General features: G+C 67.2%; 18 protein-coding genes. 6 read left to right on the top strand and 12 right to left on the bottom strand.

The features are described from left to right. Window positions 1–6: 6 nt before the first annotated feature. The 3 genes from fliM to AC4OR5_RS13660 form a co-directional block, all read right to left on the bottom strand. Window positions 7–978, bottom strand: a complete 972-nt coding sequence (gene fliM / locus AC4OR5_RS13670) for a flagellar motor switch protein FliM (RefSeq protein ID WP_003083045.1) — start codon at window positions 976–978, stop codon at window positions 7–9. A gap of 7 nt (window positions 979–985) precedes the next feature. Beyond that, on the bottom strand, window positions 986–1,507 hold the full coding sequence (gene fliL / locus AC4OR5_RS13665; protein WP_003083042.1) for a flagellar basal body-associated protein FliL: 522 nt from the start codon (window positions 1,505–1,507) through the stop codon (window positions 986–988). Between the two features lie 243 nt (window positions 1,508–1,750). Continuing rightward, entirely contained in the window at window positions 1,751–3,034 is a 1,284-nt protein-coding gene (locus AC4OR5_RS13660; protein ID WP_058160347.1) for a flagellar hook-length control protein FliK, read from the bottom strand. Between the two features lie 187 nt (window positions 3,035–3,221). Between AC4OR5_RS13660 and AC4OR5_RS13655 the strand changes: the two genes are divergently transcribed. Both AC4OR5_RS13655 and AC4OR5_RS13650 read left to right on the top strand, forming a co-directional pair. Next, window positions 3,222–3,809, top strand: a complete 588-nt coding sequence (locus AC4OR5_RS13655) for a UPF0149 family protein (RefSeq protein WP_003083037.1) — start codon at window positions 3,222–3,224, stop codon at window positions 3,807–3,809. Window positions 3,810–3,820: 11 nt separating this feature from the next. Further along, window positions 3,821–4,228 (top strand): YbaN family protein, encoded by a 408-nt coding sequence (locus AC4OR5_RS13650; protein WP_003087079.1) that lies wholly within the window; start codon window positions 3,821–3,823, stop codon window positions 4,226–4,228. Between the two features lie 8 nt (window positions 4,229–4,236). Here the strand turns inward: AC4OR5_RS13650 and AC4OR5_RS13645 are convergent, their stop codons facing one another. From AC4OR5_RS13645 to mexM, 4 genes are all read right to left on the bottom strand, one after another. Beyond that, window positions 4,237–5,652 (bottom strand): sensor histidine kinase, encoded by a 1,416-nt coding sequence (locus AC4OR5_RS13645; RefSeq protein WP_023097837.1) that lies wholly within the window; start codon window positions 5,650–5,652, stop codon window positions 4,237–4,239. Window positions 5,653–5,659: 7 nt separating this feature from the next. Beyond that, window positions 5,660–6,349: a heavy metal response regulator transcription factor gene (locus tag AC4OR5_RS13640; RefSeq protein WP_058160348.1), complete on the bottom strand. Its 690-nt coding sequence runs from the start codon at window positions 6,347–6,349 to the stop codon at window positions 5,660–5,662. Window positions 6,350–6,452: 103 nt separating this feature from the next. Then, entirely contained in the window at window positions 6,453–9,563 is a 3,111-nt protein-coding gene (gene mexN, locus AC4OR5_RS13635; protein ID WP_003133233.1) for a multidrug efflux RND transporter permease subunit MexN, read from the bottom strand. After that, complete coding sequence (gene mexM / locus AC4OR5_RS13630; protein WP_003133235.1) at window positions 9,560–10,717, bottom strand: multidrug efflux RND transporter periplasmic adaptor subunit MexM; 1,158 nt, start codon at window positions 10,715–10,717, stop codon at window positions 9,560–9,562. Before mexM ends, mexN begins: the two co-directional genes overlap by 4 nt. 180 nt (window positions 10,718–10,897) lie before the next feature. Here mexM and lapG point away from each other — a divergent pair, with 180 nt between their 5' ends. Together lapG and lapD are read left to right on the top strand one after the other, a co-directional pair. Continuing rightward, complete coding sequence (gene lapG / locus AC4OR5_RS13625; protein WP_023092036.1) at window positions 10,898–11,611, top strand: cysteine protease LapG; 714 nt, start codon at window positions 10,898–10,900, stop codon at window positions 11,609–11,611. Continuing rightward, complete coding sequence (lapD, locus tag AC4OR5_RS13620) at window positions 11,612–13,564, top strand: cyclic di-GMP receptor LapD (RefSeq protein WP_003083019.1); 1,953 nt, start codon at window positions 11,612–11,614, stop codon at window positions 13,562–13,564. Between the two features lie 106 nt (window positions 13,565–13,670). On the opposite strand, the gene lasI is transcribed toward lapD, so the two are convergent. Continuing rightward, window positions 13,671–14,276 (bottom strand): acyl-homoserine-lactone synthase LasI, encoded by a 606-nt coding sequence (gene lasI, locus AC4OR5_RS13615; RefSeq protein WP_003083017.1) that lies wholly within the window; start codon window positions 14,274–14,276, stop codon window positions 13,671–13,673. Between the two features lie 131 nt (window positions 14,277–14,407). Here lasI and rsaL point away from each other — a divergent pair, with 131 nt between their 5' ends. Then, complete coding sequence (gene rsaL, locus AC4OR5_RS13610; RefSeq protein WP_003083010.1) at window positions 14,408–14,650, top strand: quorum-sensing transcriptional regulator RsaL; 243 nt, start codon at window positions 14,408–14,410, stop codon at window positions 14,648–14,650. Here rsaL and lasR read toward each other — a convergent pair. From lasR to AC4OR5_RS13595, 3 genes are all read right to left on the bottom strand, one after another. Then, a complete protein-coding gene (lasR, locus tag AC4OR5_RS13605; RefSeq protein WP_003082999.1) occupies window positions 14,640–15,359 on the bottom strand; it encodes a transcriptional regulator LasR in 720 nt (239 codons plus the stop codon). The genes rsaL and lasR overlap by 11 nt on opposite strands. A gap of 450 nt (window positions 15,360–15,809) precedes the next feature. Further along, entirely contained in the window at window positions 15,810–18,518 is a 2,709-nt protein-coding gene (locus AC4OR5_RS13600; RefSeq protein WP_031693307.1) for a cation-transporting P-type ATPase, read from the bottom strand. A gap of 165 nt (window positions 18,519–18,683) precedes the next feature. Next, complete coding sequence (locus tag AC4OR5_RS13595; RefSeq protein ID WP_003082981.1) at window positions 18,684–19,115, bottom strand: acetyltransferase; 432 nt, start codon at window positions 19,113–19,115, stop codon at window positions 18,684–18,686. Window positions 19,116–19,374: 259 nt separating this feature from the next. On the opposite strand from AC4OR5_RS13595, the gene AC4OR5_RS13590 reads away from it, so the two are divergent. Next, window positions 19,375–20,964, top strand: coding sequence for a hypothetical protein (locus AC4OR5_RS13590; RefSeq protein WP_058160579.1), 1,590 nt, complete (start codon window positions 19,375–19,377; stop codon window positions 20,962–20,964). Here AC4OR5_RS13590 and AC4OR5_RS13585 read toward each other — a convergent pair. Continuing rightward, window positions 20,930–22,546: an ATP-binding cassette domain-containing protein gene (locus AC4OR5_RS13585; protein WP_079992436.1), complete on the bottom strand. Its 1,617-nt coding sequence runs from the start codon at window positions 22,544–22,546 to the stop codon at window positions 20,930–20,932. The two genes, AC4OR5_RS13590 and AC4OR5_RS13585, sit on opposite strands and share 35 nt — an antisense overlap. Window positions 22,547–22,651: the final 105 nt, after the last annotated feature.

The raw sequence follows: 22,651 nt of genomic DNA, 5'->3' as shown, positions 1-22,651 counted from the left end.
AAGCGGTCAGCGCGAGCGCTCGACCGCTTCGAGAATCTGTAGCGCCAGGTTGCCCTTGTGGGCGCCCAGCTTGACCTTGAAGGCGGGCACGCCGTTGGCGCGCATCACCATGTGTTCCGGCATCTCCACCGGGATCACGTCGCCCGGCTGCATGTGCAGGATGTCGCGCAGCTTGAGCTGGCGGCGGACCACGGTGGCGCCGAGCGGTACCTGGACGTCCAGCACGTCCTCGCGCAGGGCCTTGATCCAGCGCTCGTCCTGGTCGTCGTGGTCGGACTGGAAACCGGCGTCGAGCATCTCGCGGATCGGCTCGATCATCGAATAGGGCATGGTGATGTGCAGGTCGCCGCCACCGCCGTCCAGTTCGATGTGGAAGGTGGAGACCACCACCACCTCGCTGGGACTGACGATGTTGGCCATGGCCGGGTTGACCTCCGAGTTGACGTACTCGAAGTTCATCTCCAGCACCGCCTGCCAGGCTTCCTTCAGATCGACGAAGGCCTGCTCCAGCACCATCCGCACCACCCGCAGTTCGGTCGGGGTGAACTCGCGGCCCTCGATCTTGGCGTGGCGGCCGTCGCCGCCGAAGAAGTTGTCCACCAGCTTGAACACCAGCTTGGCGTCGAGGATGAACAGCGCGGTGCCGCGCAGCGGCTTCATCTTCACCAGGTTGAGGCTGGTGGGAACGTACAGCGAGTGCACGTACTCGCCGAACTTCATCACCTGCACGCCGCCGACCGCGACGTCGGCCGAACGGCGCAGCAGGTTGAACATGCTGATGCGGGTGTAGCGGGCGAAACGCTCGTTGATCATCTCCAGGGTCGGCATGCGGCCCCGGACGATGCGGTCCTGGCTGGTCAGGTCATAGGACTTGACCGATCCCGGCGTCGCCTCGACTTCGGTTTCCACCAGGCCATCGTCGACGCCGTGCAACAGCGCGTCGATTTCATCCTGGGAAAGCAGATCTTGCACGGCCATGGGATACCTACTGCAGCACGAAATTGGTGAACAACACTTGTTCGATAGCCAGCTGGCCGGTTTCCTTCTTGGCCAGTTCCTGCAATCCGGCGGTCGCCTGCTGGCGGAGCATTTCCTTGCCCACCGGCGTCACCAGCGAGTCGAAACTCTGACTCGAGAACAGCATCACCAGTTTATTGCGAACCAGCGGCATGTGCTCGCGCAATGCGTCCATCTGCGCCTTGTCGCGCCCCATCAACGCGACGCCGACCTGCATGTAGCGCTGCCGGCCGTTCTGGTTGAAGTTGACGACGAAGGCCGGCGCCAGGATCTCGTAGAGCGCCGGCTGCTTGCCCGGCTTCGCCGCCTCGCTGGCGACTTCCTCGGTCTTCTCGGCCTTCAGCGACTTGCTGAGGAAGAACCAGGTGCCGCCCACCGACAGGCCGATCGCCAGCAGCAGGCCGACCACGATCAGCAGGATCAGCTTCAGCTTGCTCTTGCCGCCGCTCGGAGCCCCCGCGTCGGCGGGTGTCGCCTCTTTCTTAGCCATGCCAAAAATCCGTCGCTATAGCGTCAAATGAAGGGTTTCACAGGGGCAGAGCAAGGGTTGTGCCATTTCTGCAACGCCGCCCCGCCCCCTGGGGCCAGCCCCGGAGGGCTGTCCGAGATGATAGACGGCGCGGATATTACAGCCTGGCCACAGGAAATCATCCCCGTCTTTTGCGAAATCGCCCGCTCCGGAAAAAGAAAGGCCTCCCGCAGGAGGCCCAAAGGGGAAATGCAGTCGTTCGCCTCAGGCGTAGTAGTCGACCAGACCGCGCGCCGCCGACGAACCCGGCCGGCTGCGGATCTCGCTGACTCCGGCAAGGGTTTCCTCATCGCCCGAGGCGTCGCCGGCCAAGCCGCGTCCGCGCGCCGATCCGCCCTCGCCCTGCTGCTGGCCCTGCCAGCCCCGCGCCAGCGACTGGTCGGAGACGTTCACGTCGAGCTGGTTCATGCCCTGCTGGCTGAACATGTCGCGCAGCCGGTGCATCTGGCTTTCCAGGGCGTCGCGAACGCCGGCGTTGGGACTGGCGAAGGTCACCTGGGTCTGGTCGGCGGTCATGTGGATGCGCACGTCCAGGCGTCCCAGTTCGGCCGGGTCGAGCTGGATCTCCGCCGACTTCAGGTTCTGGCTGGACATCCACATCACCCGGTCCACCACCGCCTCGCTCCAGCCGTTCTGCTGTATCGCCACCGGCTGGCCGGGCACCGTACCGTTCACCGGACGGTTGGTCAGGGCCTGTTGCGCCATGGCCTGGGTCAGCCCGTTGAGCTTGGCCGCGAAAGGCTCGCCGCGCGGCTCCGCCTTGCTCTCCAGCAGGCTCTCGGAGGCGGCGCTGGCGATGGCCGGCTCGGCGGTCTGCTGCAACTGGGCCTCGAGCGCCTTGCCGTCGACGGCCTTGGGCAAGGAATCCGAGGTCAGGCTGGCAAGGGCATCGCCGAGGTTCGCCTGGCGCGGATCGGCGTTCTTCGCCGGCCCGCCTTTCGCCGCCTGCGCTGCGTCCTGGGCACCCTGCTCCAGGGCCATGTTCACTGCCGGAACGCCGTTGAGCTTGACCAGGGTCGGGTCGCTGCTGGCTTCGGTCAGGCTGGCCGGAGCACTGCTGGCCGTCGGCACGGCCGGCGGCAGCAAAGTCGCCTGGGTATTCTCGTCGAGCATCGGCACGGCGCCGCCGAGGCCGAGCAGTTGCAGCGGATCGACCGGCGTTTCGACTTTATCTTCGCCGTCGGCCTTGGCCTGGCCGTCGGCCGGCAAAGGCTTGCCGTCTTCGGCAACGGCCGGTTGCGCGGCGGCATCCGTCGGCTGCGCCTCGGCAGCCTCCTTGCCGGCGTCCCGCGGCTTGTCCCGCGAACCCTTCGCGGGACCGTCGGCGCGCTCGGCGGGCTTCTTCGCGGTCTCCTTGGCATACATGTCGGAGAAGCTGGAAGTCTTGTCGTTACTGGGCTCAGGCGTTTTCTGCTGGCTCTTCGGCGCAGCGGCCTTGGGCTTTACATCAGGCGTCGGCGGCAACAACACACCAGGGGCGACGGCCATGGGAATTCTCCATTTGCGAAGGGATTGCATCGTGGCTTGCGCAAGGGATCGAGCAAGGTCCGGGCCAACTTCGCCGAGAGCGTCCGCGAAACGCTCGCCAGGGCGCCGCAGCAGGCACGCTCGCTTTGCCCGCAGGTCCCGTCTGGACTACAATCCAGAGCCGCATCCCTCCCGAGGTAGTACCCTGATGTCCTTCGCCGAAAAACTGTCCCGTCTGCAAGCCTTCCTCGATGCCGATGACCTGCACGAAGAAGCGCTGGACTACGTGGCGACCCACGGCTACCTGACCGCCCTCTCCATCTGCCCGGAGCAGGTGCCGGAGCGGGAGTGGATCGACGCCCTGTTCGCCGAACCGCCGCACTACCGCAGCGATGAGGAGCGCCAGGAGATCGAGACTTCCCTCGAGCAGCTCAAGGCGCACATCACCCGCGTGCTGGCCAGCGACGAAGACCTCGAGCTGCCCTGCGACCTCGACCTCGGCGACGAGCCGGACGACTCCGACCTGCGCGGCTGGTGCATCGGCTTCATGGAAGGCGTGTTCCTTCGCGAGGAAGTCTGGTTCGAGCAGGCCGAAGAGGAAGTCAGCGAGCTGCTGCTGCCGATCATGGTCGGCTCCGGCCTGTTCGACGAGCAGCCCGAGTTCGACGAGATCGCCCGCGACCGCCACCTGGTGGACGACATGGTCGCGCAGATTCCCGACCTGCTGACCAACCTGTTCCTGCTCTGCCAGGCGCCGGAAGAAAAGCCCGCCCTGCTCAAGCCGCGCACGCACTAAGGAGCGCCGCGGTGGCGCAGCGGGAAATTCGCCCGAGCGCTCGTGCCTGGGTGCGCTATAGCCTCCAGGCCGTGGGTTTCCTAAGCGTAGCCCTGGGCGTGATCGGCATCTTCCTGCCGGTGCTGCCGACCACGCCTTTCCTGCTCCTCGCGGCGGCCTGCTTCATGCGCAGCTCGCCGCGCTTCTACCACTGGCTGGTCGGCCATCCACGGCTCGGCCCGTGGATCCGCGACTATCTCGACGGCGAAGGCATCCCGCTCAAGGGCAAGGTCTACGCCATCGGCCTGATGTGGGCCAGCATCGCCCTTTCCTGCTACCTGGTCCGACGCCCCTGGGCCCAGGGCTTCATGCTGACCAGCGCGGTACTGGTCAGCATCTATATCCTCCGCCAGAAGACCCGCCCGCCGCACGACGCCTGAGGGCCCGCTCAGGACAGCGCCGGATCGCCCTCGCCCAGCGGCAAGCGGTCGCCGGGCCCGCGCCGCTCGGGGCTCAGCACGGTGAAGCCGAAGGTGTTCCAGCCGTCCGCGCTGTCGACGAACACCGAACCGCCGTGCATGCTCGCCACCGCCTTGACGATGGACAGGCCGAGGCCGTGGTTGGCCTCGCTGTTGCTGCGCGCCGCGTCGACCCGATAGAAGCGCTCGAACAGGTGCCTGCGGTGCTCGTCGGCGATCGGCACGCCGGGGTTGCTCACCGCCACCCGCACTTCGTCGCCACGCCGCTCGACGCCGACCCGCAGCGTGCCGCCGGCGGCGGTGTGCTGGGCGGCGTTGTACAGCAGGTTGGTCACCGCCCGCTGGAACAGGGCGCGCTCGACCAGCGCGCGGGCCTCGCCGCGCACCTCGATGCCGACCCCGGCCTCGTCGAAGATCACCTCGAGGAAATCTACCGTGGTGGCGATCTCGCCGGCCAGCGAGGTTTCCTCGCGCTCGCAGGCCAGGCGTCCCTGGTCGGCACGGGCGAGGAACAACATGTCGTTGACGATCGCCCGCAGCCGCTCCAACTCCTCCAGGTTGGATTGCAGGACCTCTTCGTAATGTTCGCCGCTGCGTTCGCGGGACAACGCCACTTGGGTCTGGCCGATCAGGTTGGTCAATGGCGTGCGCAGCTCGTGGGCGACGTCGGCATTGAACGACTCCAGGCGCACGTAGGCTTGCTCCAGGCGGTCCAGGGCGCCGTTGAACGCTCCCACCAGCTCGCGCAGCTCGGCCGGCAGCGGCGAGAGCTGCAAGCGCTGAGACAACTGCCGCGGGCTGATCCGCCGGGCCTCCTCGGAGAGCCGATGCACCGGCCACAGGCCCAGGCGGGCGATCCAGTGGCCGAGCAACGAGGCCAGCAGTACGCCGAGGGCGGACAGGCCGAGCAGCCATTTCACGGTGGAGGTCCGCGCCTCGTGGAACGCCGCGCTGTCGATGGCGGTGACGTAGGTCAGCCGCGGCCGCCCCTCGCGCGCCGGCAACACGCCGACCCGCGCAGTCAGCGCGTACCGGTGCTCCGGCAACTCCAATTCGTAGCGGCCGGCGCCATCGGCGATCAGCCGCTGCACCGGTTCGCTGAAGCGCCCGTAGTGATAGCGCGGGTCGTCGCTGTCGATCCAGAAACGGATCAGCTCGTACTCCTGGCTCAGGTTGTCCAGCTTGCCCTGCAGGTGCGGCCAGCGTTCGGCCAGGTCGGGGTGGTCGAGCATCCGCGAGACCATGTTGAAGCGCACGTCCACCTCGCCCTGCTGCAGGCGCTCGGTCTGGCGGTCGAGGATGCAATAAAGCATGGTGCCGATGAGGGCGAAGATCACCACCGCGGCGCCGGCGAACATTCCCGCCAGGCGGGTCGACAAGGACATGCCCACCTCAGCCCGACTCCGTCAGCGCACGGTTCTCCAGGACGTAGCCCATGCCCCGGATGGTATGCAGCAGCTTGTTCTCGAACGGACCGTCGAGCTTGGCGCGCAGGCGCTTGATCGCCACCTCCACGACATTGGTGTCGGTATCGAAGTTGATGTCCCAGACCAGTTCGGCGATCGCCGTCTTCGACAGGATCTCGCCGCTGCGCTGGGCCAGCACGCAGAGCAGCGCGTACTCCTTGGCAGTCAGCTCCAGGCGAGTGTTGCCGCGGAAGACCTTGCGGCTGAGCAGGTCGATGGACAGGTCGGCGATGCGCATCTGCGAATGGCTTTCATGGTTGCCGCCGCGCCGGGTCAGGGCTTGCAGGCGGGCGACCAGTTCGAGGAAGGAGAACGGCTTGATCAGGTAGTCGTCGGCGCCCTCGCGCAGCCCGCGCACCCGGTCTTCCACGCGCTCGCGCGCGGTGAGCATGATCACCGGGGTCTGCCGCCGCTCGCGCAACGCCCGCAGCACGCCGTAGCCGTCGACGCCCGGCAGCATCACGTCGAGCACGATCACGTCGTACTCGCCATGGAGCGCCAGGTGGCGACCGTCGATGCCGTTGTCCGCCAGGTCCACGGTGAACCCCTGTTCACTGAGGCCACGGTTCAGGTAGTCCGCCGTCTTCGCCTCGTCCTCGACAATCAGTACCCGCATCTATCGCCCGATCCTCTGTTCGCCTTCGCATCCCGGGCGGGACGCATGCCTGCCTGCATCCTAGCCACGCGCCGCCGTCCAGGAAAGCCGCGTCCGTTACGCCTCATGTCGCCGTCGCCCCAGCGGTTCCGCCGTCCGAGGTCGTCGCCCCGCGCCGGTGGAACAGCCGCTCCAGGGCCAGGTATACCACCGGCGTGCTGAACAGGGTCAGCACCTGGCTCACCAGCAGCCCGCCGACCACCGCGATGCCCAGAGGCTGGCGCAGCTCGGAACCGGTGCCGAAGCCGATCATCAGGGGTATCGCGCCCAGCAGCGCGGCCAGGGTGGTCATCATGATCGGCCGGAAACGGGTCAGGCAGGCCTGGTAGATCGCCTGCTCCGCGCTCATGCCCTGCTCGCGCTGGGCGACGATGGCGAAGTCGACCATGAGGATGCCGTTCTTCTTGACGATGCCGATCAGCAGCACGATGCCGATCAGCGCCATGATCGAGAAGTCCTGGCCCCAGGCCCAGAGCAGGAACACCGCGCCGATCCCCGCCGAGGGCAGGGTCGAAAGGATCGTCAGCGGATGTACGAAACTCTCGTAGAGCACCCCGAGGATGATGTACACCGCGATCAGCGCGGCGAGGATCAGCAGCGGTTGCGAGGCCAGCGAGCTCTGGAAGGCCTGCGCCGCGCCCTGGAACACGCCGATAATGGTCGAGGGCATGCCGATCTCCTCCTGGGCGCGCTGCACCGCCTGCACCGCCTCGCCGAGGGACACCCCGGCAGCCAGGTTGAAGGACAGGTTGACCGCCGGGAACATGCCGTTGTGGTTGATCTGCAGCGGCCCGGAGCGCGGCGCCGCGACCTTGGCGATGGCCGACAGCGGGACCATCTCGCCGCTCAGCGGCGAGCGCAGGTAGAACCAGTCCAGGCTTTCCGCGCGGCCGCGCTGGCGCGCATCGAGTTCGAGGACCACCTTGTACTGGTTGACCTCGGTCTGGTACTCGCCGACCTGGCGCTGGCCGAAGGCGTCGTAGAGGGTCTGGCTGACATCCTCGGCGCTGAGGCCGAAACGCGCCGCGGCCACCCGGTCGATGTCCAGCGCGGTGACGCTGGCGCCGACCTGCAGGTCGTTGGACACATCCATCAGCCCCGGCACCTGCTTCAGGCGCTCGGTGAGGCGTTGCGCCCAGAGCGCCAGCTGGGTGCTGTCGCTGCTGCGCAGGGCGTACTGGTACTGGGTCCGCGAGGGTCCGGAACTGAGGTTGATGTCCTGCGCCGCGCGCAGGTAGAGCATGATTCCCGGCACCTTGGCCAGTTGCGGGCGCAGCCGGTCGATGAACTCGCCGACCGAGACATCGCGCTCGCCACGGTCCTTGAGGACGATCCAGAAACGTCCGTTGGCCAGGCTCTGGCTACCGCCGGTGACGCCCACCGCATGGTTGTAGCTCTGCACCGCCGGGTCGCTGGCGATGATCTCGGCCAGTTGCCGGTGCTTGGCGACCATGTCGTCGTAGGAGATATCCTCGGCAGCCTGGCTCGTGCCGAAGACGAAGGCGGTGTCCTGCAAGGGGAAGAAACCCTTGGGAATCCCGACGTAGCCGGCCACCGCCACCAGCACGGTAAAGGCGAAGCCGACCAGCATCAGCCGCTGGTGCCCGAGCGCCCAGCGCAGGCCGCGTTCGTAGCCGCCGGTCAGCCATTCGGCGAAGCCCTTTCTCGGCGCTTCGGCATGCCGCAATGCCGGCATGAAGCGCGAAGCCAGCATCGGCGCCAGGGTCAGCGAAGCGACCACCGAGATCAGGATCGCCACCGTCACGCTGACCGCGAATTCGCGGAACAGCCGGCCGACGATCCCGCCCATGAACAGCAGGGGAATGAACGCGGCGATCAGCGAGAAGCTGATGGAAATCACGGTAAAGCCGATCTCCGCCGCGCCCTTGAGCGCCGCCTCGACCTTCGAGGCGCCCGCTTCCAGGTGTCGGTGGATGTTCTCCACGACCACGATGGCGTCGTCGACGATGAAGCCGACAGCGATGATCAGCGCCACCAGGGTCAGGTTGTTGAGGGTGAAGCCGAGCACGTACATCGCCGCGAAGCTGGCGCTCAGGGACACCGCCAGCACCGTGGCGACGATCAGGGTCGCCGACAGCTGGCGGAGGAACAGGCCCATCACCAGCACCACCAGGCCAATGGTCAGCAGCAGGGTCAGTTCGACCTCGTGCAACGACGAGCGGATGGTCCGGGTGCGGTCGTTGAGCACGTCTACCTCGATGGTCGCCGGGAGCATCTCGCGCAGGCGCGGCAATGCGGCCTGGATCGCGTCGGCGGTATCGACGATGTTCGCCCCAGGCTGGCGCAGGATCACCAGCGCCACCCCGGGCACGCCGTTCGGCCAGGCCTGCACGTAGTCGTCCTCGGGCGCCGAGACGATCCGCGCCACGTCCTTGAGGAACACCGGCGCGCCCTGGCGGTAGGCGACCACCAGGTCGTCATAGTCGCTGGCGTTGAACAACTGGTCGTTGGCCGCGAGGGTCGACACCCGCCCCTCGCCGTAGAGCGCACCCTTGGCCAGGTTGACGCTGGCCGACTGCAACGACTGGCGCAGGTCGGCCAGGGTCAGCTGGTAGGCGGCGAGCTTCTCCGGCTGGGCCTGGATGCGGATCGCCGGGCGCTGCTGGCCGACCACGAAGATCTGCCCCACGCCGTTCACCTGGCTGAGCTGGCGGGCGAGGATGGTCTCGGCGTAATCGCTGAGTTCGATCAGCGGCATCATCTCCGAGTTGACCCGCAGGATCATGATCGGGCTGTCCGCCGGGTTGACCTTGCGCCAGGTCGGCAGGTTCGGCATGTCCACCGGCAGCCGCCCGGCCGCGGCGTTGATCGCCGCCTGGACCTCCTGGGCGGCGACGTCGATGCTCTTGTCGAGGCTGAACTGCAGGGTCAGGGTGCTGGTGCCCAGGGCGCTGCTGGAGGTCATCTCGGTGATCCCGGGAATCGCGCTGAACTGCACTTCCAAGGGGGTGGCCACCGACGAGGCCATGGTTTCCGGGCTACCGCCGGGCAGCAAGGCGTTGATCTGGATGGTCGGGAAGTCCGCCTCCGGCAACGGCGCCACGCCGAGCCGGAGGAACGCCAGCAGCCCCAGCAGCAGCGAGGCCAGGGTCAGCAGCGCGGTGGCGATCGGGTGCCGTACGCACCAGCCGGAAATCCCGGCGCGCGGCGTCACGGCCGCCGCTCCGTGACCTGGGCCAGGCTCGGGCGCGGCTCCTGGATATCGACCAGGGCGCCTGGCATCAGCCGCGAGTGGCCGTCCACCACCACCTGGTCACCGCTGGCCAGGCCTTCCACCACACTGAGGCCGTCGATGTCCTGGAGCACCCGCACTGGCACCGCCTCGACCCGGTCGGCGGCGACCCGGTAGACGAAATTGCCCTCCAGGCCGCGGCGCACCGCCTTGCTCGACAGCACCAACTGGTCGCGCCGGACCCCGGTGTGCAGGCTCACCGCGACGAACTGCCCGGGCCAGAGCCGGGCCTGGCGGTTATCGAAGGAGGCGCGCACGCGGATGGTGCCGGTGGAACTGTCGATCTGGTTGTCGATGGTCAGCAACCGGCCCTCGCCCAGCGCGCTCCCGCCGTCGCGGCTGTAGGCGCGCACCGCCGCCTCGCCGCCGAGCAGCGCCTGCAACTGGGGCAACTGTTCCTGTTGCAGGGAGAAGACTACGGAGATCGGTGCGATCTGGGTCACGCTGAACAGGCCGAGACTGTCGCCGACCCGCACCAGGTTGCCGACATCGACGTTGCGGATACCGACCTTGCCGGATACCGGCGAGGTGATCCGGGTGTAGGACAGGCGCACCCGCTCGGCGTTGATGGTGGCATCGTTGGCCTTCAGGGTCGCGCGCAACTGGTCGACCGTCGCCTGCTGCTGGTCCAGCAGTTGGCGTGACACCGCACGCTCGGCATACAGGCTGCGGTAGCGTTGCAGGTCCTGCTCGGCGGATTTCAGCTGGGCCTGGTTGCTCGCCCTGGAGGCCTGCGCCTGCTCCAGCGCGGCGACGACGGCGCGGTCATCGATGGTCGCCAGCAACTCGCCCGCCTCGACCATCTGCCCTTCGCTCACCAGCAGGCGGGTCAACTGGCCGTCGATCTGGGTGCGGATCACCACGTTGTGCAACGAAGTCACCGTACCGATGCCGCTGACCTGTTGCTCGACGTCGCGCCGCTCCACCCGCGCCACGTTCACCGGGACCCTGGCCGGCGCGGGCGCCGCCTTCGCCCCGGCGTCGCCGCCGAGCCATGCCCAACCGCCGAAGGCGACCAGGCCCGCCGCCAGCACGCCCACCAGGACCCGCCCCCCACCACTGCGCAACGCCTGCATCTGTCCACCTTTCCCAGTCGCCGGCCTCGCGCGGCCGACTTCGTTCTTCTTTATAAGCAGCGCAGCGGGACCCCACCCTGACCCCTGAATGACAATCCTGTCAGTTTCGCCGGACACCCCGCGCTGGCAGGCCGCCCGGCGCTCTCGTAGACTTCGCTGAGTCCTTCCGGAGCCCGCTCGATGTCCCCAACCCCCGGCGCCCGCCGGCCCTGCCCCAGGGCCTACGCCCCCTGGCTGCTGTCGCTGGCGGCGACATTGCTGCTGGCAGTCGGCGCGGCGCTGGCGCAGTGGGACCTGGAGTCGATACTGAGCCGTGCCGAGCAGCGCTACGGCGAGCTGGGCGCGGCGAAATCACGCCTGGGCGACTGGGGCCGCCTGCTCGAACAGGGCGGCACGCTCGACGAAGCGGCCAAGCTGCGCGCGGTCAACGACTTCTTCAACCAGTCGCTACGCTTCACCGACGACATCGAAATCTGGCAGCAGGAAGACTACTGGGCGACTCCGGTCGAGGCGCTGGTCAAGGGCGCAGCCGACTGCGAGGACTACGCCATCGCCAAGTACGTGACCCTGCGTCGCCTCGGCGTCGCCAGCGACAAGCTGCGCATCACCTACGTCAAGGCCCTGCGCCTGAACCAGGCGCACATGGTGCTGACCTGGTACGCCAGCCCGGGCGCCGACCCACTGGTGCTGGACAACCTGATCGGCGAGATCCGCCCCGCTTCGCAACGCGACGACCTGTTGCCGGTGTACGCCTTCAATGCCGAGGGCCTCTGGCTGCCCGGCGCCGACGGCGGACGCCGGACCGGCGACAGCAAGAAGCTGTCGCGCTGGCAGGACCTGCTGACCAAGATGCGCGCCGAAGGCCTCGACCTCGACGCCCCCAAGGAGGATTGAATGTCACTGCTCAAGCAATTGTTCCTCGCCATCTGCCTGTTCCTCGTCGTCGCCTTCAGCGGCAGCTTCGTCAGCAGCGTGGAGAACTCCCGCGAGCAGTTGCGCGGCCAGTTGCGCTCCCACGCCCAGGACGCCGCCACCGCCCTCGGCCTGTCCCTGACGCCGCACGTGGACGACCCGGCGATGGTGCAACTGATGGTCAGCTCGATCTTCGACAGCGGCTACTTCGCCAGCATCCGGGTGATCGACATCAAGAGCGGCAAGCCGCTGGTCGAGCGCGTGCAAGCGCATGCCGAGCGTACGGTGCCCGGCTGGTTCGAACGCCTGGTGGATCTCCAGCCCCAGGGTGGCGACGCGCTGATCATGCGCGGCTGGGAACAGGCGGCGCGGGTCGAGGTGGTCAGCCATCCGCAATTCGCCCTGGCGCGCCTGTGGGACAGCGCCCTGGGCAGCCTCTACTGGTTGCTGGCCTGCGGCGCGGTGAGCCTGCTGCTTGGCGGCTGGCTGCTGCGCCGCCAACTGCGCCCGCTCGACCAGATGGTGCGCCAGGCCCATGCCATCAGCCGGCGGGAATTCCTCAGCCTGCCCAGGCTGCCGCGCACGCCGGAGCTGCGCCGCGTGGTGCAGGCGATGAACCAGATGGTGGAGAAACTTCGCACGCTGTTCGCCGAGGAGGCCGCGCGTAGCGACAAGCTACGCGCCCAGGCCTACCAGGACAGTCTCACCGGCCTGCCCAACCGGCGCCTGTTCGACGCCCGCCTCAACGAACAGCTGGGTGCCGGCGAGCACGAGCATGCCGGGCAGCTCCTGCTGCTGCGCCTGAACGACCTGAACGGGCTGAACCAGCGTCTCGGCGGGCAACGCACGGATGAACTGATCCAGGCGGTCGCCCGCTTGCTGGTCGACTCCTGCGGCCAGCAAGGGCGCGCCGACTGGCTGCTGGCCCGCAGCCGCGGCGGCGAGTTCGCCGTGCTGGCTCCCGGTTGCTCCCGCGAGCAGGCCGAACGCCTGGCCGAGGAACTCTGCGAAGGCCTGGAGAACCTTGCCCGCACCGGTGCCAGCGATCTCACGCCGGTCGCCTATCTCGGTATCAGCGCGTTCGCCGAGGGCGACTCGCCCGCGGATCTCCTGGCCCGTGCCGACCAGGCCCTGGCCCAGGCCGAAAGCCAGCCCGCCCAGCCCTGGGCGAGCCAGGACGGCACCGCGCTCGCGGCGCTCAACGACAGCCAGGACTGGCACGACTGGATCGACCAGGCCCTGACGGAGCGCCGCCTGCTGCTCTATTTCCAGCCGGTGGTGGACTGCCTGGACACCCAGCGCGTCCTCCACCACAAGGTCCTCGCGCGCCTGCTCGACCCGCAGGCCACGGCCATCGCCGCCGGGCGCTTCCTGCCCTGGATAGAACGTTTCGGCTGGGCCGCGCGTCTCGACCTGGCGATGCTCGAACAGAGCCTGGAGCACCTGCGGCGCCATCCACGGCCGCTGGCGCTGAGCCTGTCGGCCGCCAGTGTCCGCAATGCGCAGGCGTTCGCCCCGCTACTGGCCCTGCTCAAGGCGCATCCGCAGGAGGCGCGCCAGCTGACCCTGGAACTGGACGAGCGGCACCTGCCAGCCGCGGCCGAACTGGAACGCCTCAGCCAGGTCCTGCGCGAACTGGGCTGCGGTCTCGGCCTGCAGCATTTCGGCGGCCGCTTCAGCCTGATCGGCAACCTTACCCATCTGGGGCTGGCCTACCTCAAGCTGGACGGCTGCTACCTGCACGCCGTCGACCGGGAAGGCGACAAGCGGTTGTTCATCGAAGCGGTCTATCGCACCACCCACAGCATCGATCTACCGTTGATCGCGGAACAGGTGGAAACCCTCGGTGAACTCGAAGTACTGCGGGAAATGGGCTTGCGTGGCGCCATGGGACGCCTGTTCGGCAGCCCGGCGCCCTGGTCCGGGGATGCCTGATAGCGAGTCCGGAGCGGGTCGGACTCGCTTTACAGCGGATTCGGCATCGACGCCAGGCGCTCCCTCTCCGACAGAGAACGCGCCGGCGCGAGCCGACAGGTCCCCGTCATGAAACCGCCAGTCGCTGTTCCACCAGCACTCCCCCGTAAAGCGCGATCTGGGTCTTGGCATTGAGTTCGATGCGCAAGGCCACCGCGCGCTCGATGCCGATCTTCAGGTGCGGACCGAAGCGCGATACGTCCAGGCCGGCACGGATCATCATCTTCTCCACCCCTACGGTGGTTACCGTCACCAGCGTCTGGATGTCGTTCTGCAGGCTGTAGCGGGCCAGCGCGCGCATCGCCTCCAGCGTACAGTCGGAAAAGCCCAGCGAGCCTTTCTGTCCAGAGTTGATGGCGAAACGGCTGAGTTCCCAGATGTGCGGCGAGCAAGGCGCTTCCTTGCCGTGGAGAAGCTCCGGGAAGGTGTTCTTCAGCATGTAGGGGCCGGTGGTATCGAGAATTCGCCAGCAACCGAAAACCTGGGCTTCAGGAGTATCTTCCTGGATCAACATGTAATAAGGACTGAGTGCGTCATAACCATCGATTTCCATCTCGTCGATGACACTAACGTCCCAGCCTTTGCGCTCCTTGAACACTTGAGCACGCAACTTGTGCATCTCGCCCAGCAGTTTTTTATCGAACTCTTCGCGCCGACCAATTTGTACGATCATCTTCACTTCCTCCAAATAGGAAGCTGAAGAATTTATGCAAATTTCATAATTTTATAACTAGCAAATGAGATAGATTTCGGTGAACCCGGACCCTTGCTAGGCTCGAAGAAACGTCCGAAAAGATCAGAGCAATGGCTTCACACGAGAGAACACAGCCCCAAAACATGGCCTTCCGGGCAAAGGCCACCCGCACCGCCCGACGGGAAAGCCAGGAAACTTTCTGGAGCCGCTTCGGGATAAGCCAATCCTGCGGCAGTCGTTTCGAGAATGGCGAGAACCTGCCCTTCCCTATATACCTGCTTTTGCATTTCTATATAGAAGGGCAAATCACCGATCGCCAGCTTGCCGACCTGAGAGGCAAGATCAGAGAGTAATAAGACCCAAATTAACGGCCATAATGGCCGCTACGCGGCGGGAGGTCACACCGAACTTCCGCCGAATGTTTCCCATATGGAAGTTCACATTGGCTTCCGAGCAGTTGCAGATAACAGATATCTCCCAACTGGTCTTGCCGATGGCGCACCACTGCAACACTTCCTTCTCCCGGCTGGTCAGAACCACCGGTTTGCTGACCGGATGTTCGAAGGCCAGTCCGGCACCGCTCTGCAGTGCGTAGTCCTTGAGCATCCACAGGGTCGGCAGGACCGACTCCATGAAACGGTTGGCCTCGGCCCGGTTTTCCGCTTCCACGCTGAGGCTCAGCGCGCCGAGTTCGCCGCGCGCACCATGCAGCGGCATGGTCAGCCCATACACCAGGCCGGCGGCCGAGGCTTCCTCGAAGAACTCGTGCTGCTTTCGCGTCTGGTAGATGGACGGTTCCCAGAAAATCGGCAGTACGCTCTGGGTACAGTGACTGACCGTCGGGTCGACCCGCGCGTAGCCAGCCCGGTCGTAATGCTCGCGCCAGGCGGCCGGGTAGTTGCCGACGATGAAGGCGTTCTCGTAGTCCTGGCTGTCCTTAGGCAACAGGCCGAAGAGGATCTTCGAGAATCCAAGGTCGCTCGCCATCTTCTGCAGGATGGCGCTCCACTCCAATTTTCCACTTGAGCGTTCCAGCTCAAGAAAACCGTCAACCAAGGCCATAGCGCTACGTTCTTCTTAAACTATTAACCAATCAGCCAAATATGGATTCGGCACCCGATATCCGGCACGTTGTACGGCAGTCCGAGAATCCCGGCTTCCTGCCGAGGCGCATGCGCCCGTGCCCGACGACCCCTGAAGATGTCCAGTCAGCCCACTCTATAGAGTTGGCGTTGTGCCGGAAAGGCACATTTCAGTCCCACTTAACAATAGACCGCAGCGTTTGATGCACCTAGTACGATACCCGTCCTAGAGGGTAAGCAAACGTTTAAATGTGATCTAGATCACATTTTATGCGAACTGAATACCCAGTCACGCCTGGTCCCCGGGTTCACTGTCGGCCCCTCGCCACGCGTGCGACCGCTCTCGGCCGGGCGATCCGAGGCGCAGTCGTCGGTGCGCGGCGCACGGGCAAAGGCACAGCGCCGTGGCCAAAGGGGCGACCTCGCGGCGTCAGGCCTGCCGGGCACGAACCCGGCGACATAGCCACTTTTCCAGTTCGGCGACGCAGAACAGGCCAAGCCCGGCCAGCAGCACCCGCGCCCACTCGCCCGGGGCCAGGCCGACCGAGCCGAACAGCGCCTGCAACGGCGGCGCGTAGGTATAGAGCAGTTGCAGCACCACGCAGGCGGCGATCGCCAGCAAGACCTGGCGGTTGCCGAACAGGCCCTCGCGGCTGAGCACCGAATCGTAGATATGCCGGCTGTTGAGCAGGTAGAACATCTCGCACACCACCACGCTGTTCACCGCCATGGTCCGCGCGCGCTCCAGCCCGGTGCCATGCTCCAGCTCCCAGAGGAACAGGCCCAGGGCGCCCGCCATCATCAGCAGCGAGACCAGCAGCACCCGCCAGACGAAGAACAGCGACAACAGGGGCTCCGCCGGCGGGCGCGGCGGACGCTGCATCAGGCCGCGCTCGGCCGGATCGAAGGCCAGCGCCAGGCCCAGGGTGCTGGAGGTGACCATGTTGATCCAGAGGATCTGCGCCGGCGTCATCGGCAGGGTCAGCTGGAACAGGATCGCGGCGATCACGATCAACGCCTCGCCACCGTTGGTCGGCAGCATGAAGAGGATGAATTTCTTCAGGTTGTCGTAGACCGCCCTTCCCTCGCGCACGGCATTGGCGATGGTGGCGAAATTGTCGTCGGCGAGGACCACCTCGGCCGCCTCCTTGGCCGCCTCGGTGCCCTTGTTGCCCATCGCTACGCCGACGTCGGCGCGCTTCAGCGCCGGCGCATCGTTGACCCCGTCGCCGGTCATCGCCACCACCTCGCCGCTGGCCTGCAGGGCCTGCACCAGGCGCAGCTTGTGCTCGGGGCTGGCGCGGGCGAACACATCGACGCCCGGCAGCACTTCGCGCAGGCGCTGGTCGTCGAGCAACTCGATCTCCGCGCCGGTCAGCGCCGGCCGGTCGATGCCGATCCCGAGCATGGCGCCGATCGCCCGCGCGGTGTCGACGTGGTCGCCAGTGATCATCTTCACCGCGATACCCGCCGCCTGGCATTCGGCGACCGCGGCCACGGCCTCCTCGCGCGGCGGATCGATGATGCCCACCAGGGCCAACAGGGTGAAGCCATGCTCCACGTCGGCGAAATCCAGCGTGCGCTGCTCCGCCGGCATCGCCCGCCGGGCGATGGCCAGCAGGCGCAGGCCGCGAGCGGCGGTGTCGGTGGCCAGGCGCCGCCAGTAATCCGGGTCGAGCGGCCGCACCGAGTCGCCCACCCGCTCAGCCTCGCACATGTCGAGGATGCGCTCCGGCGCGCCCTTCAGGTAGACCATCGCCTGGCCCGCGTGGTCGTGGTGCAGGGTGGCCATGAAGCGATGCTCGGACTCGAACGGAATCGCATCGCTGCGTGGCCGTTCCGCCGCCAGCGCCTGCGGATCGAGGCCCAGCTTGAGGCCGAGGCTGAGCAGCGCGCCTTCGGTAGGGTCGCCCTCCAGTTGCCATGCCTCGCCCTGCTGGTGCAGGCGCGCCTCGTTGCACAACAGCGCCGCGCGACCGATCTCCTGCAGATCGTCGCGTCCGGCGGGATCGAGGCCTTCGCCGTTGTGGCTGAAACCACCCAGCGGGGCGTAGCCGGCGCCGCTGACCTCGATCACCTGGTCGGCGGTGACGATACGCTGCACGGTCATCTCGTTGCGGGTCAGGGTGCCGGTCTTGTCCGAGCAGATCACCGTCACCGAACCCAGCGTCTCCACCGCCGGCAGGCGGCTGACGATGGCGTTGCGCCGGGCCATGCGCTGTACGCCGAGGGCGAGGATCACCGTCATGATCGCCGGCAGCCCCTCGGGAATCGCCGAGGCGGTCAGCGCCACCACCAGCATGAACATGTCCACCATCGGCTGGCCCTGCCAGAGGGTGCCGAGGACGAAGGTGGCGCCGGCCAGCAGCAGGATCGCCAGGGCCAGCCAGCGGCTGAAGCTGGCGATCTGTCGCAGCAGCGGAGTGGCCAGGGTGCGGACTTCGCGCAACAGCGTACCGATCCGGCCCAGTTCGGTATCCCCGGCGGTGGCGACCACCACTCCGCGCGCCTGGCCGCTGGTCACCAGGGTGCCGGAATAGGCCATGCAACGGCGGTCGCCGAGCAGCGCGTCGATGGCCACCGCGACGCAGCCCTTCTCCACCGGCACCGACTCGCCGGTCAGGGCCGACTCGTCGACATGGAAGTTCTTCGTTTCGAACAGCCGCAGGTCGGCCGGCACCCGGTCGCCGGAGGCCAGCAGCACCACGTCGCCCGGTACCAGGCGTTCGGCGTCCAGCGCCTGGCGCTGTCCGTCGCGCAGGACCAGGGCATGCAGCGAAAGCATGTCGCGGATGGCGTCCAGCGCGTTGGCCGCCTTGCCCTCCTGGACGAAACCGATCAGCGCGTTGACCACCACCGCCAGGAGGATTACCGCACTGTCCACCCAGAAGCCGAGCAGCGCGGTGACCAGCGAGGCGAACAGCATCATGTACAGCAGGACGTTGTGGAACTGCCGCAGCAAGCGCAGCAGCGGCCCCTGGCGTTTCGGCGCGGGCAACCGGTTGTAGCCGTGCGCCGCCAGGCGGCGGGCGGCTTCGTCCGCATCCAGGCCGGCGGCGGAGCTGTGCAATCGTTCCAGCACCCGTTGCGGCGGGCTGGCATGGGCGTCGCGGGAAGACAGGGGTGGGATGCCGTTCATGGGATTCCTGCGCCTCGTTCTGATGAGCAGAACTATCGGGCAGCCCTGCGCCGCAACGTTTGACCTGTCTCAAACGGATGCTTGCAGTTGAAAGCATCTGGCCGGGGAAAACTTTTCCGGATGTTGCGCGGCACCTCGCTCCACAGGGCGAGGTGCCGCGCCCTCCTACAGGCTCATGTGCAGCAGCGGGAACGGCCGCCCCGCCGAGTCGGTCGCGGAGCGGCCAGTCTGGCGGAACCCATAGTGTCGATAGAAACCGCAGGCCTGCGGGTTCTGCTCGTTGACATCGACGCTCAGGCGCGGCCAGGTCGCCCGCGCATGATCGAGCAGGCGTCGGCCGATACCCCGGCCGCGCAGCCCGGGTTCGACGAAGAGCATCTCGACATGCGCCTGGTTCAGGCCAATGAAGCCCTGGGCCACGCCGTCGTCGTCGACCAGCACCCAGACCTCGACGGCCGGCAGGTACAGGTCGCGGACCTGTGGGTAAAGCTCGACGATGTCCGCTTCACTGAGAAAATCGTGGGTCGCGCGGACGGAACGTTCCCACAGGTCGACCAATGCCGTGTTGTCGGCGTCGACGCGCTTGCGAATGTGCATGCTGGATTCCTTTATCCGAAAGATTCCAGGTAGAACGAAAGGCAGCCGCGACCGCCAGGCCGGGCGCCACGCTGAGGTTCGTCGCCTGGATGCCCGTGGCGCGAATCAACGCATGGACGGTGCACAGCGGCGGCGGCGAGAGAGGAAGGGAGCGCCATCCTAGAAGAAAACGACCGGTCGGAACAGCCGCTCTTCCCATGCTTTTCCCGAAACGACGAATGAACGACACTGCGCCCGACTCTTTTTCCCGGTATCGCCCATGCCCAGCTCCCCGCTTCCTTCCGGCCGCAGGCTGCCCGCTTGCGCCTTCGCCGACATCGGCGAGCCCTACGCCGTGTTTCAGGCTCCCGGCGGCGTGCTCCTCGCGGTGGCCAGCGCCTTTCATGGGCAACACCCGGGCCGACAGCTCGACGTCTACGAACAGAGCCTGCGCCTGTACCGTGGCGGCGACCTCGAATGCATCGCCGTCCTGCCGGACCTGGGCTTTCCGCTCAACGCCATCGCCTGGCACCCGAGCCGGCCCGTACTGGTGATCGGCGGCGGACGCTACGACGGCGGCGCCTTCTTCGAAGGCGGTCTGCTGGCCTGGGACTACGCGAGCGGCAAGACCCAATCGCTGCTCGCCGACAACCGCGAAGTGCTCGCCTGCGACTTCGAGGACGACGGCCGGCGCCTGACCTTCACCGTCGCCCCCTGCGACGACCTGGAGGACCGACCGTTGTTCCGCCAGCGCCATTCGCTAGCCTTTCCGGTCGACGCCCCACTGGTGCTGGACGACCTGCCCGGCACCCGCCTGCCCTTCGACTGGGCCCTCTACCCAGCCTCGACGCAACGCGAAGCGGCGTTGCCGATCCTGGAAAACCTCGCCCAGGGCAAAGATCGGCGGTTCCTGCATCGTCCACCGGTGTGGGACCTGTGCTTTCTCGACGGACAACGCCTGGCCATCGCCCGCGCCAGCCCCCGGCTCGAAGTCTGGAATCTGGCCGACGACAACCTGCGCAGCTTCGAACTGGCCGAACGGGGCCAGTGCCTGCAGGTCTTCCATAACGCCACGGACGACAGCCTGCTGGTCAATCTGCAACTCGGGTATGCCGCCCAGCGACTGTTCAAGGTGCCGCTGACGCCGGGACAACCGCTGCTCCTGAGCGACTGCCGCCATCTGCTGGCGCAATCCGCCCAGGGCGGCTTTCTCGCCCGCCAGATCGCCTTCGAGAGCAAAGACCTGGAAGACCTCGTGCTCGACCCGGCCGGCCGGATCCTCCACAGGCGCCGTCTCGGACACTACGACCTGTTCAACCACCATCTGCGCATCGACCGTGGCGAAGCCTTCTTCTACCTGGCCGGCAATCCGCCGGAGCAGCACCAGGACAAAGGCCTGTTCCGCCTCGACCCGCAGACCTTCAAGGCCCGCGAAGTGCTACGCCTGGAGCGCCACCCGGAGCACTTCAACAACCTGCACGGCTGCCTGCTGGGCAATCGCCTGCTGCTCAACGCCAAGGTCTACAACTCGCCGCATCACGCCTACGGCACCCAGCGCCTGAGCTGCTACGACCTGGAGAGCCGCGGCACGCTCTGGGGCGCGACCCTGTCCGCCCAGGTCAGCGCCTTCGCGCCGTTGCCCGGCGGACAATGGATCGCACTGGCGCTGGTCGATGGTCAGGTCGAGGTACGCGACCTCGCCAGCGGCGAATGTCGCTGGCGCTACCGCACGGCAGACGCCATACCGCTGTGCCTGGCAGTCAGCGACAAACTCCTCGCCATCGGCTTCAGCCACGGCGGAGTCAGCCTCCTGCAGGTCGCGGCGGATGGCCAGCTCATCGGTCCTGCAGGCGCCAACCCGCGGCAGTAGCCCGCAGTTCGCCGTCCAGCGCCAGGTGGCGGAGAAACACCGGGTCGTGGGACACCACCAGCAAGGCCCCACGGTACTGCCCGAGCATGCTTTCCAGGGCCTGCCGCGCAGCCAGGTCGAGGTGGTTGTCCGGTTCGTCGAGCAGTAGCAGCTGCACCGGCCGGTCGGCGTAGAGCACCAGAGCCAGGGCCGCCTTCAGGCGTTCGCCGCCGCTCAGCGTCGCGCACGGCTGGGCGAGCCGTTCGGCCGGCAAGCCGAGTTGCGCCAGGCGCGTGCGCAGCCAGCTTTCGCCGCGACTGCGATTGACCTCCAGCAACTGCTCCAGCACGCCTCGCCCGTGGTCCAGCACGCTCAGCCGCTGGTCGAGATAGGCGGCGCCCACCGTCACCGCGCAGGTTCCCGCCAGCGGCGCCCGTTGCCCGGCCAGCAGCCGCAGCAGGGTCGACTTGCCGCTGCCGTTCGGGCCGACCAGCGCCAGCCGTCGCGGACCGCTCAGGAGCAGGTCGATTTCGCGCAACGGCCCGCGCAGATGCGGCAGGACCGCGCCCTTCAACTCGACGATCCGGCGCTGTGCCGCCAGTTCGGCATCGGGCGAATCGAGCAGCAGCGGCGACGCCTCCTCGACCTCCCTGGCAGCCTCGCGCACCTCGCGGTCGAGACGCTCGCGCTCCGCCTGGTGGGCGTTGCGCAGCTTGCCGGCGCTGACCTCGCTACGTTCCCTGAACCCACCGAGCAGGATCTTCGCCTGGTTCGCCGTCTTGCCTTCGCGCCGGCCGCTGGCCTGGCGCCGCTCCTGGCGCTGCTGCTGTTCGCGCATGGCCAGGGTCTGCCGCTTGCGCTCCAGACGACGCTGGTCCAGGCGGCGCTCGGCGGCCTCGCGCGCCTCCTCCCGGCTCTGCGCGTAGAAGGAATAGCCGCCGCCATAGCTGCGCAGGCCGAGGGTCGACAGCTCGACGATCCGCTGCATGCCCTCGAGCAGTTCGCGGTCATGGCTGACCAGCAGCAGGCCGCCGTCCCATGCCGCCAGGCGCGCCCGCAGCAAAGCGCGTGCCGGCCCGTCGAGAGGGTTGCTCGGTTCGTCGAGGATGAGAAAGTCGGCGTCGTCGAGGAATGCGCCGAGCAGCGCTACGCGCATGCATTCGCCGCCGCTCAGGCGTTCGCTCGGGGTGTCCGCGCGGAGATGGCCGAGCCCCTCGGCGGCCAGGGCGTCGGCCAGGCGTTGGCGGATGTCCCAGCGCTCGCCCAGGCATTCGTAGTCGGCGGCGTCGAGGCTACCCGCCTCGATCCGCGCCAGCGCCTCCAGCCATGGGCGGACGCCAGCCAGGTCGGCGACGGTCGGATACTCGGCCGGATCGAGCTGCTGCGCCAGGTAGCGCACGCGCCCCTGGCGCCGGACGCTGCCGCTGGACGGCTGCAAGTGTCCGGCGAGCAGGCGCGCGAGCAGCGACTTGCCGACGCCGTTGCGTCCCACCAGCCCGGTGTGTCGGGTGTCGAAGGTTTCGTCGAGATCGGAAAACAGAAGGCTGCCGTCCGGCAGCTGGAAAGAGACGCCATCGAGCGTCAGGGTCGACGTATTCGTCATGGATACCCCCTTGATGCCATGCATTCCCCCGGGCCCTCGGGCCAGGGACGGAAAACCGGCCGTGCGGACACGGCAGCATCAAGTGCGCATCGGACGAACACCTCG

This window comes from Pseudomonas sp. YA1, from assembly GCF_058680555.1.
Note: the sequence above shows the minus strand (reverse complement) of the source record. Positions and strands in the feature narration are given on the sequence as shown.

Excerpts from the sequence above, each read along its gene's own strand:
- mexM (WP_003133235.1), bottom strand. The coding sequence starts at position 10,717 with ATGCAGGCGTTGCGCAGTGGTGGGGGGCGGGTCCTGGTGGGCGTGCTG.
- lapD (WP_003083019.1), top strand. The coding sequence starts at position 11,612 with ATGTCACTGCTCAAGCAATTGTTCCTCGCCATCTGCCTGTTCCTCGTC.
- AC4OR5_RS13640 (WP_058160348.1), bottom strand. The coding sequence starts at position 6,349 with ATGCGGGTACTGATTGTCGAGGACGAGGCGAAGACGGCGGACTACCTG.
- AC4OR5_RS13600 (WP_031693307.1), bottom strand. The coding sequence starts at position 18,518 with ATGAACGGCATCCCACCCCTGTCTTCCCGCGACGCCCATGCCAGCCCG.
- fliM (WP_003083045.1), bottom strand. The coding sequence starts at position 978 with ATGGCCGTGCAAGATCTGCTTTCCCAGGATGAAATCGACGCGCTGTTG.
- AC4OR5_RS13585 (WP_079992436.1), bottom strand. The coding sequence starts at position 22,546 with ATGACGAATACGTCGACCCTGACGCTCGATGGCGTCTCTTTCCAGCTG.
- AC4OR5_RS13645 (WP_023097837.1), bottom strand. The coding sequence starts at position 5,652 with ATGTCCTTGTCGACCCGCCTGGCGGGAATGTTCGCCGGCGCCGCGGTG.
- AC4OR5_RS13660 (WP_058160347.1), bottom strand. The coding sequence starts at position 3,034 with ATGGCCGTCGCCCCTGGTGTGTTGTTGCCGCCGACGCCTGATGTAAAG.
- AC4OR5_RS13655 (WP_003083037.1), top strand. The coding sequence starts at position 3,222 with ATGTCCTTCGCCGAAAAACTGTCCCGTCTGCAAGCCTTCCTCGATGCC.
- AC4OR5_RS13595 (WP_003082981.1), bottom strand. The coding sequence starts at position 19,115 with ATGCACATTCGCAAGCGCGTCGACGCCGACAACACGGCATTGGTCGAC.
- rsaL (WP_003083010.1), top strand. The coding sequence starts at position 14,408 with ATGGCTTCACACGAGAGAACACAGCCCCAAAACATGGCCTTCCGGGCA.
- fliL (WP_003083042.1), bottom strand. The coding sequence starts at position 1,507 with ATGGCTAAGAAAGAGGCGACACCCGCCGACGCGGGGGCTCCGAGCGGC.
- lapG (WP_023092036.1), top strand. The coding sequence starts at position 10,898 with ATGTCCCCAACCCCCGGCGCCCGCCGGCCCTGCCCCAGGGCCTACGCC.
- AC4OR5_RS13590 (WP_058160579.1), top strand. The coding sequence starts at position 19,375 with ATGCCCAGCTCCCCGCTTCCTTCCGGCCGCAGGCTGCCCGCTTGCGCC.
- lasR (WP_003082999.1), bottom strand. The coding sequence starts at position 15,359 with ATGGCCTTGGTTGACGGTTTTCTTGAGCTGGAACGCTCAAGTGGAAAA.
- lasI (WP_003083017.1), bottom strand. The coding sequence starts at position 14,276 with ATGATCGTACAAATTGGTCGGCGCGAAGAGTTCGATAAAAAACTGCTG.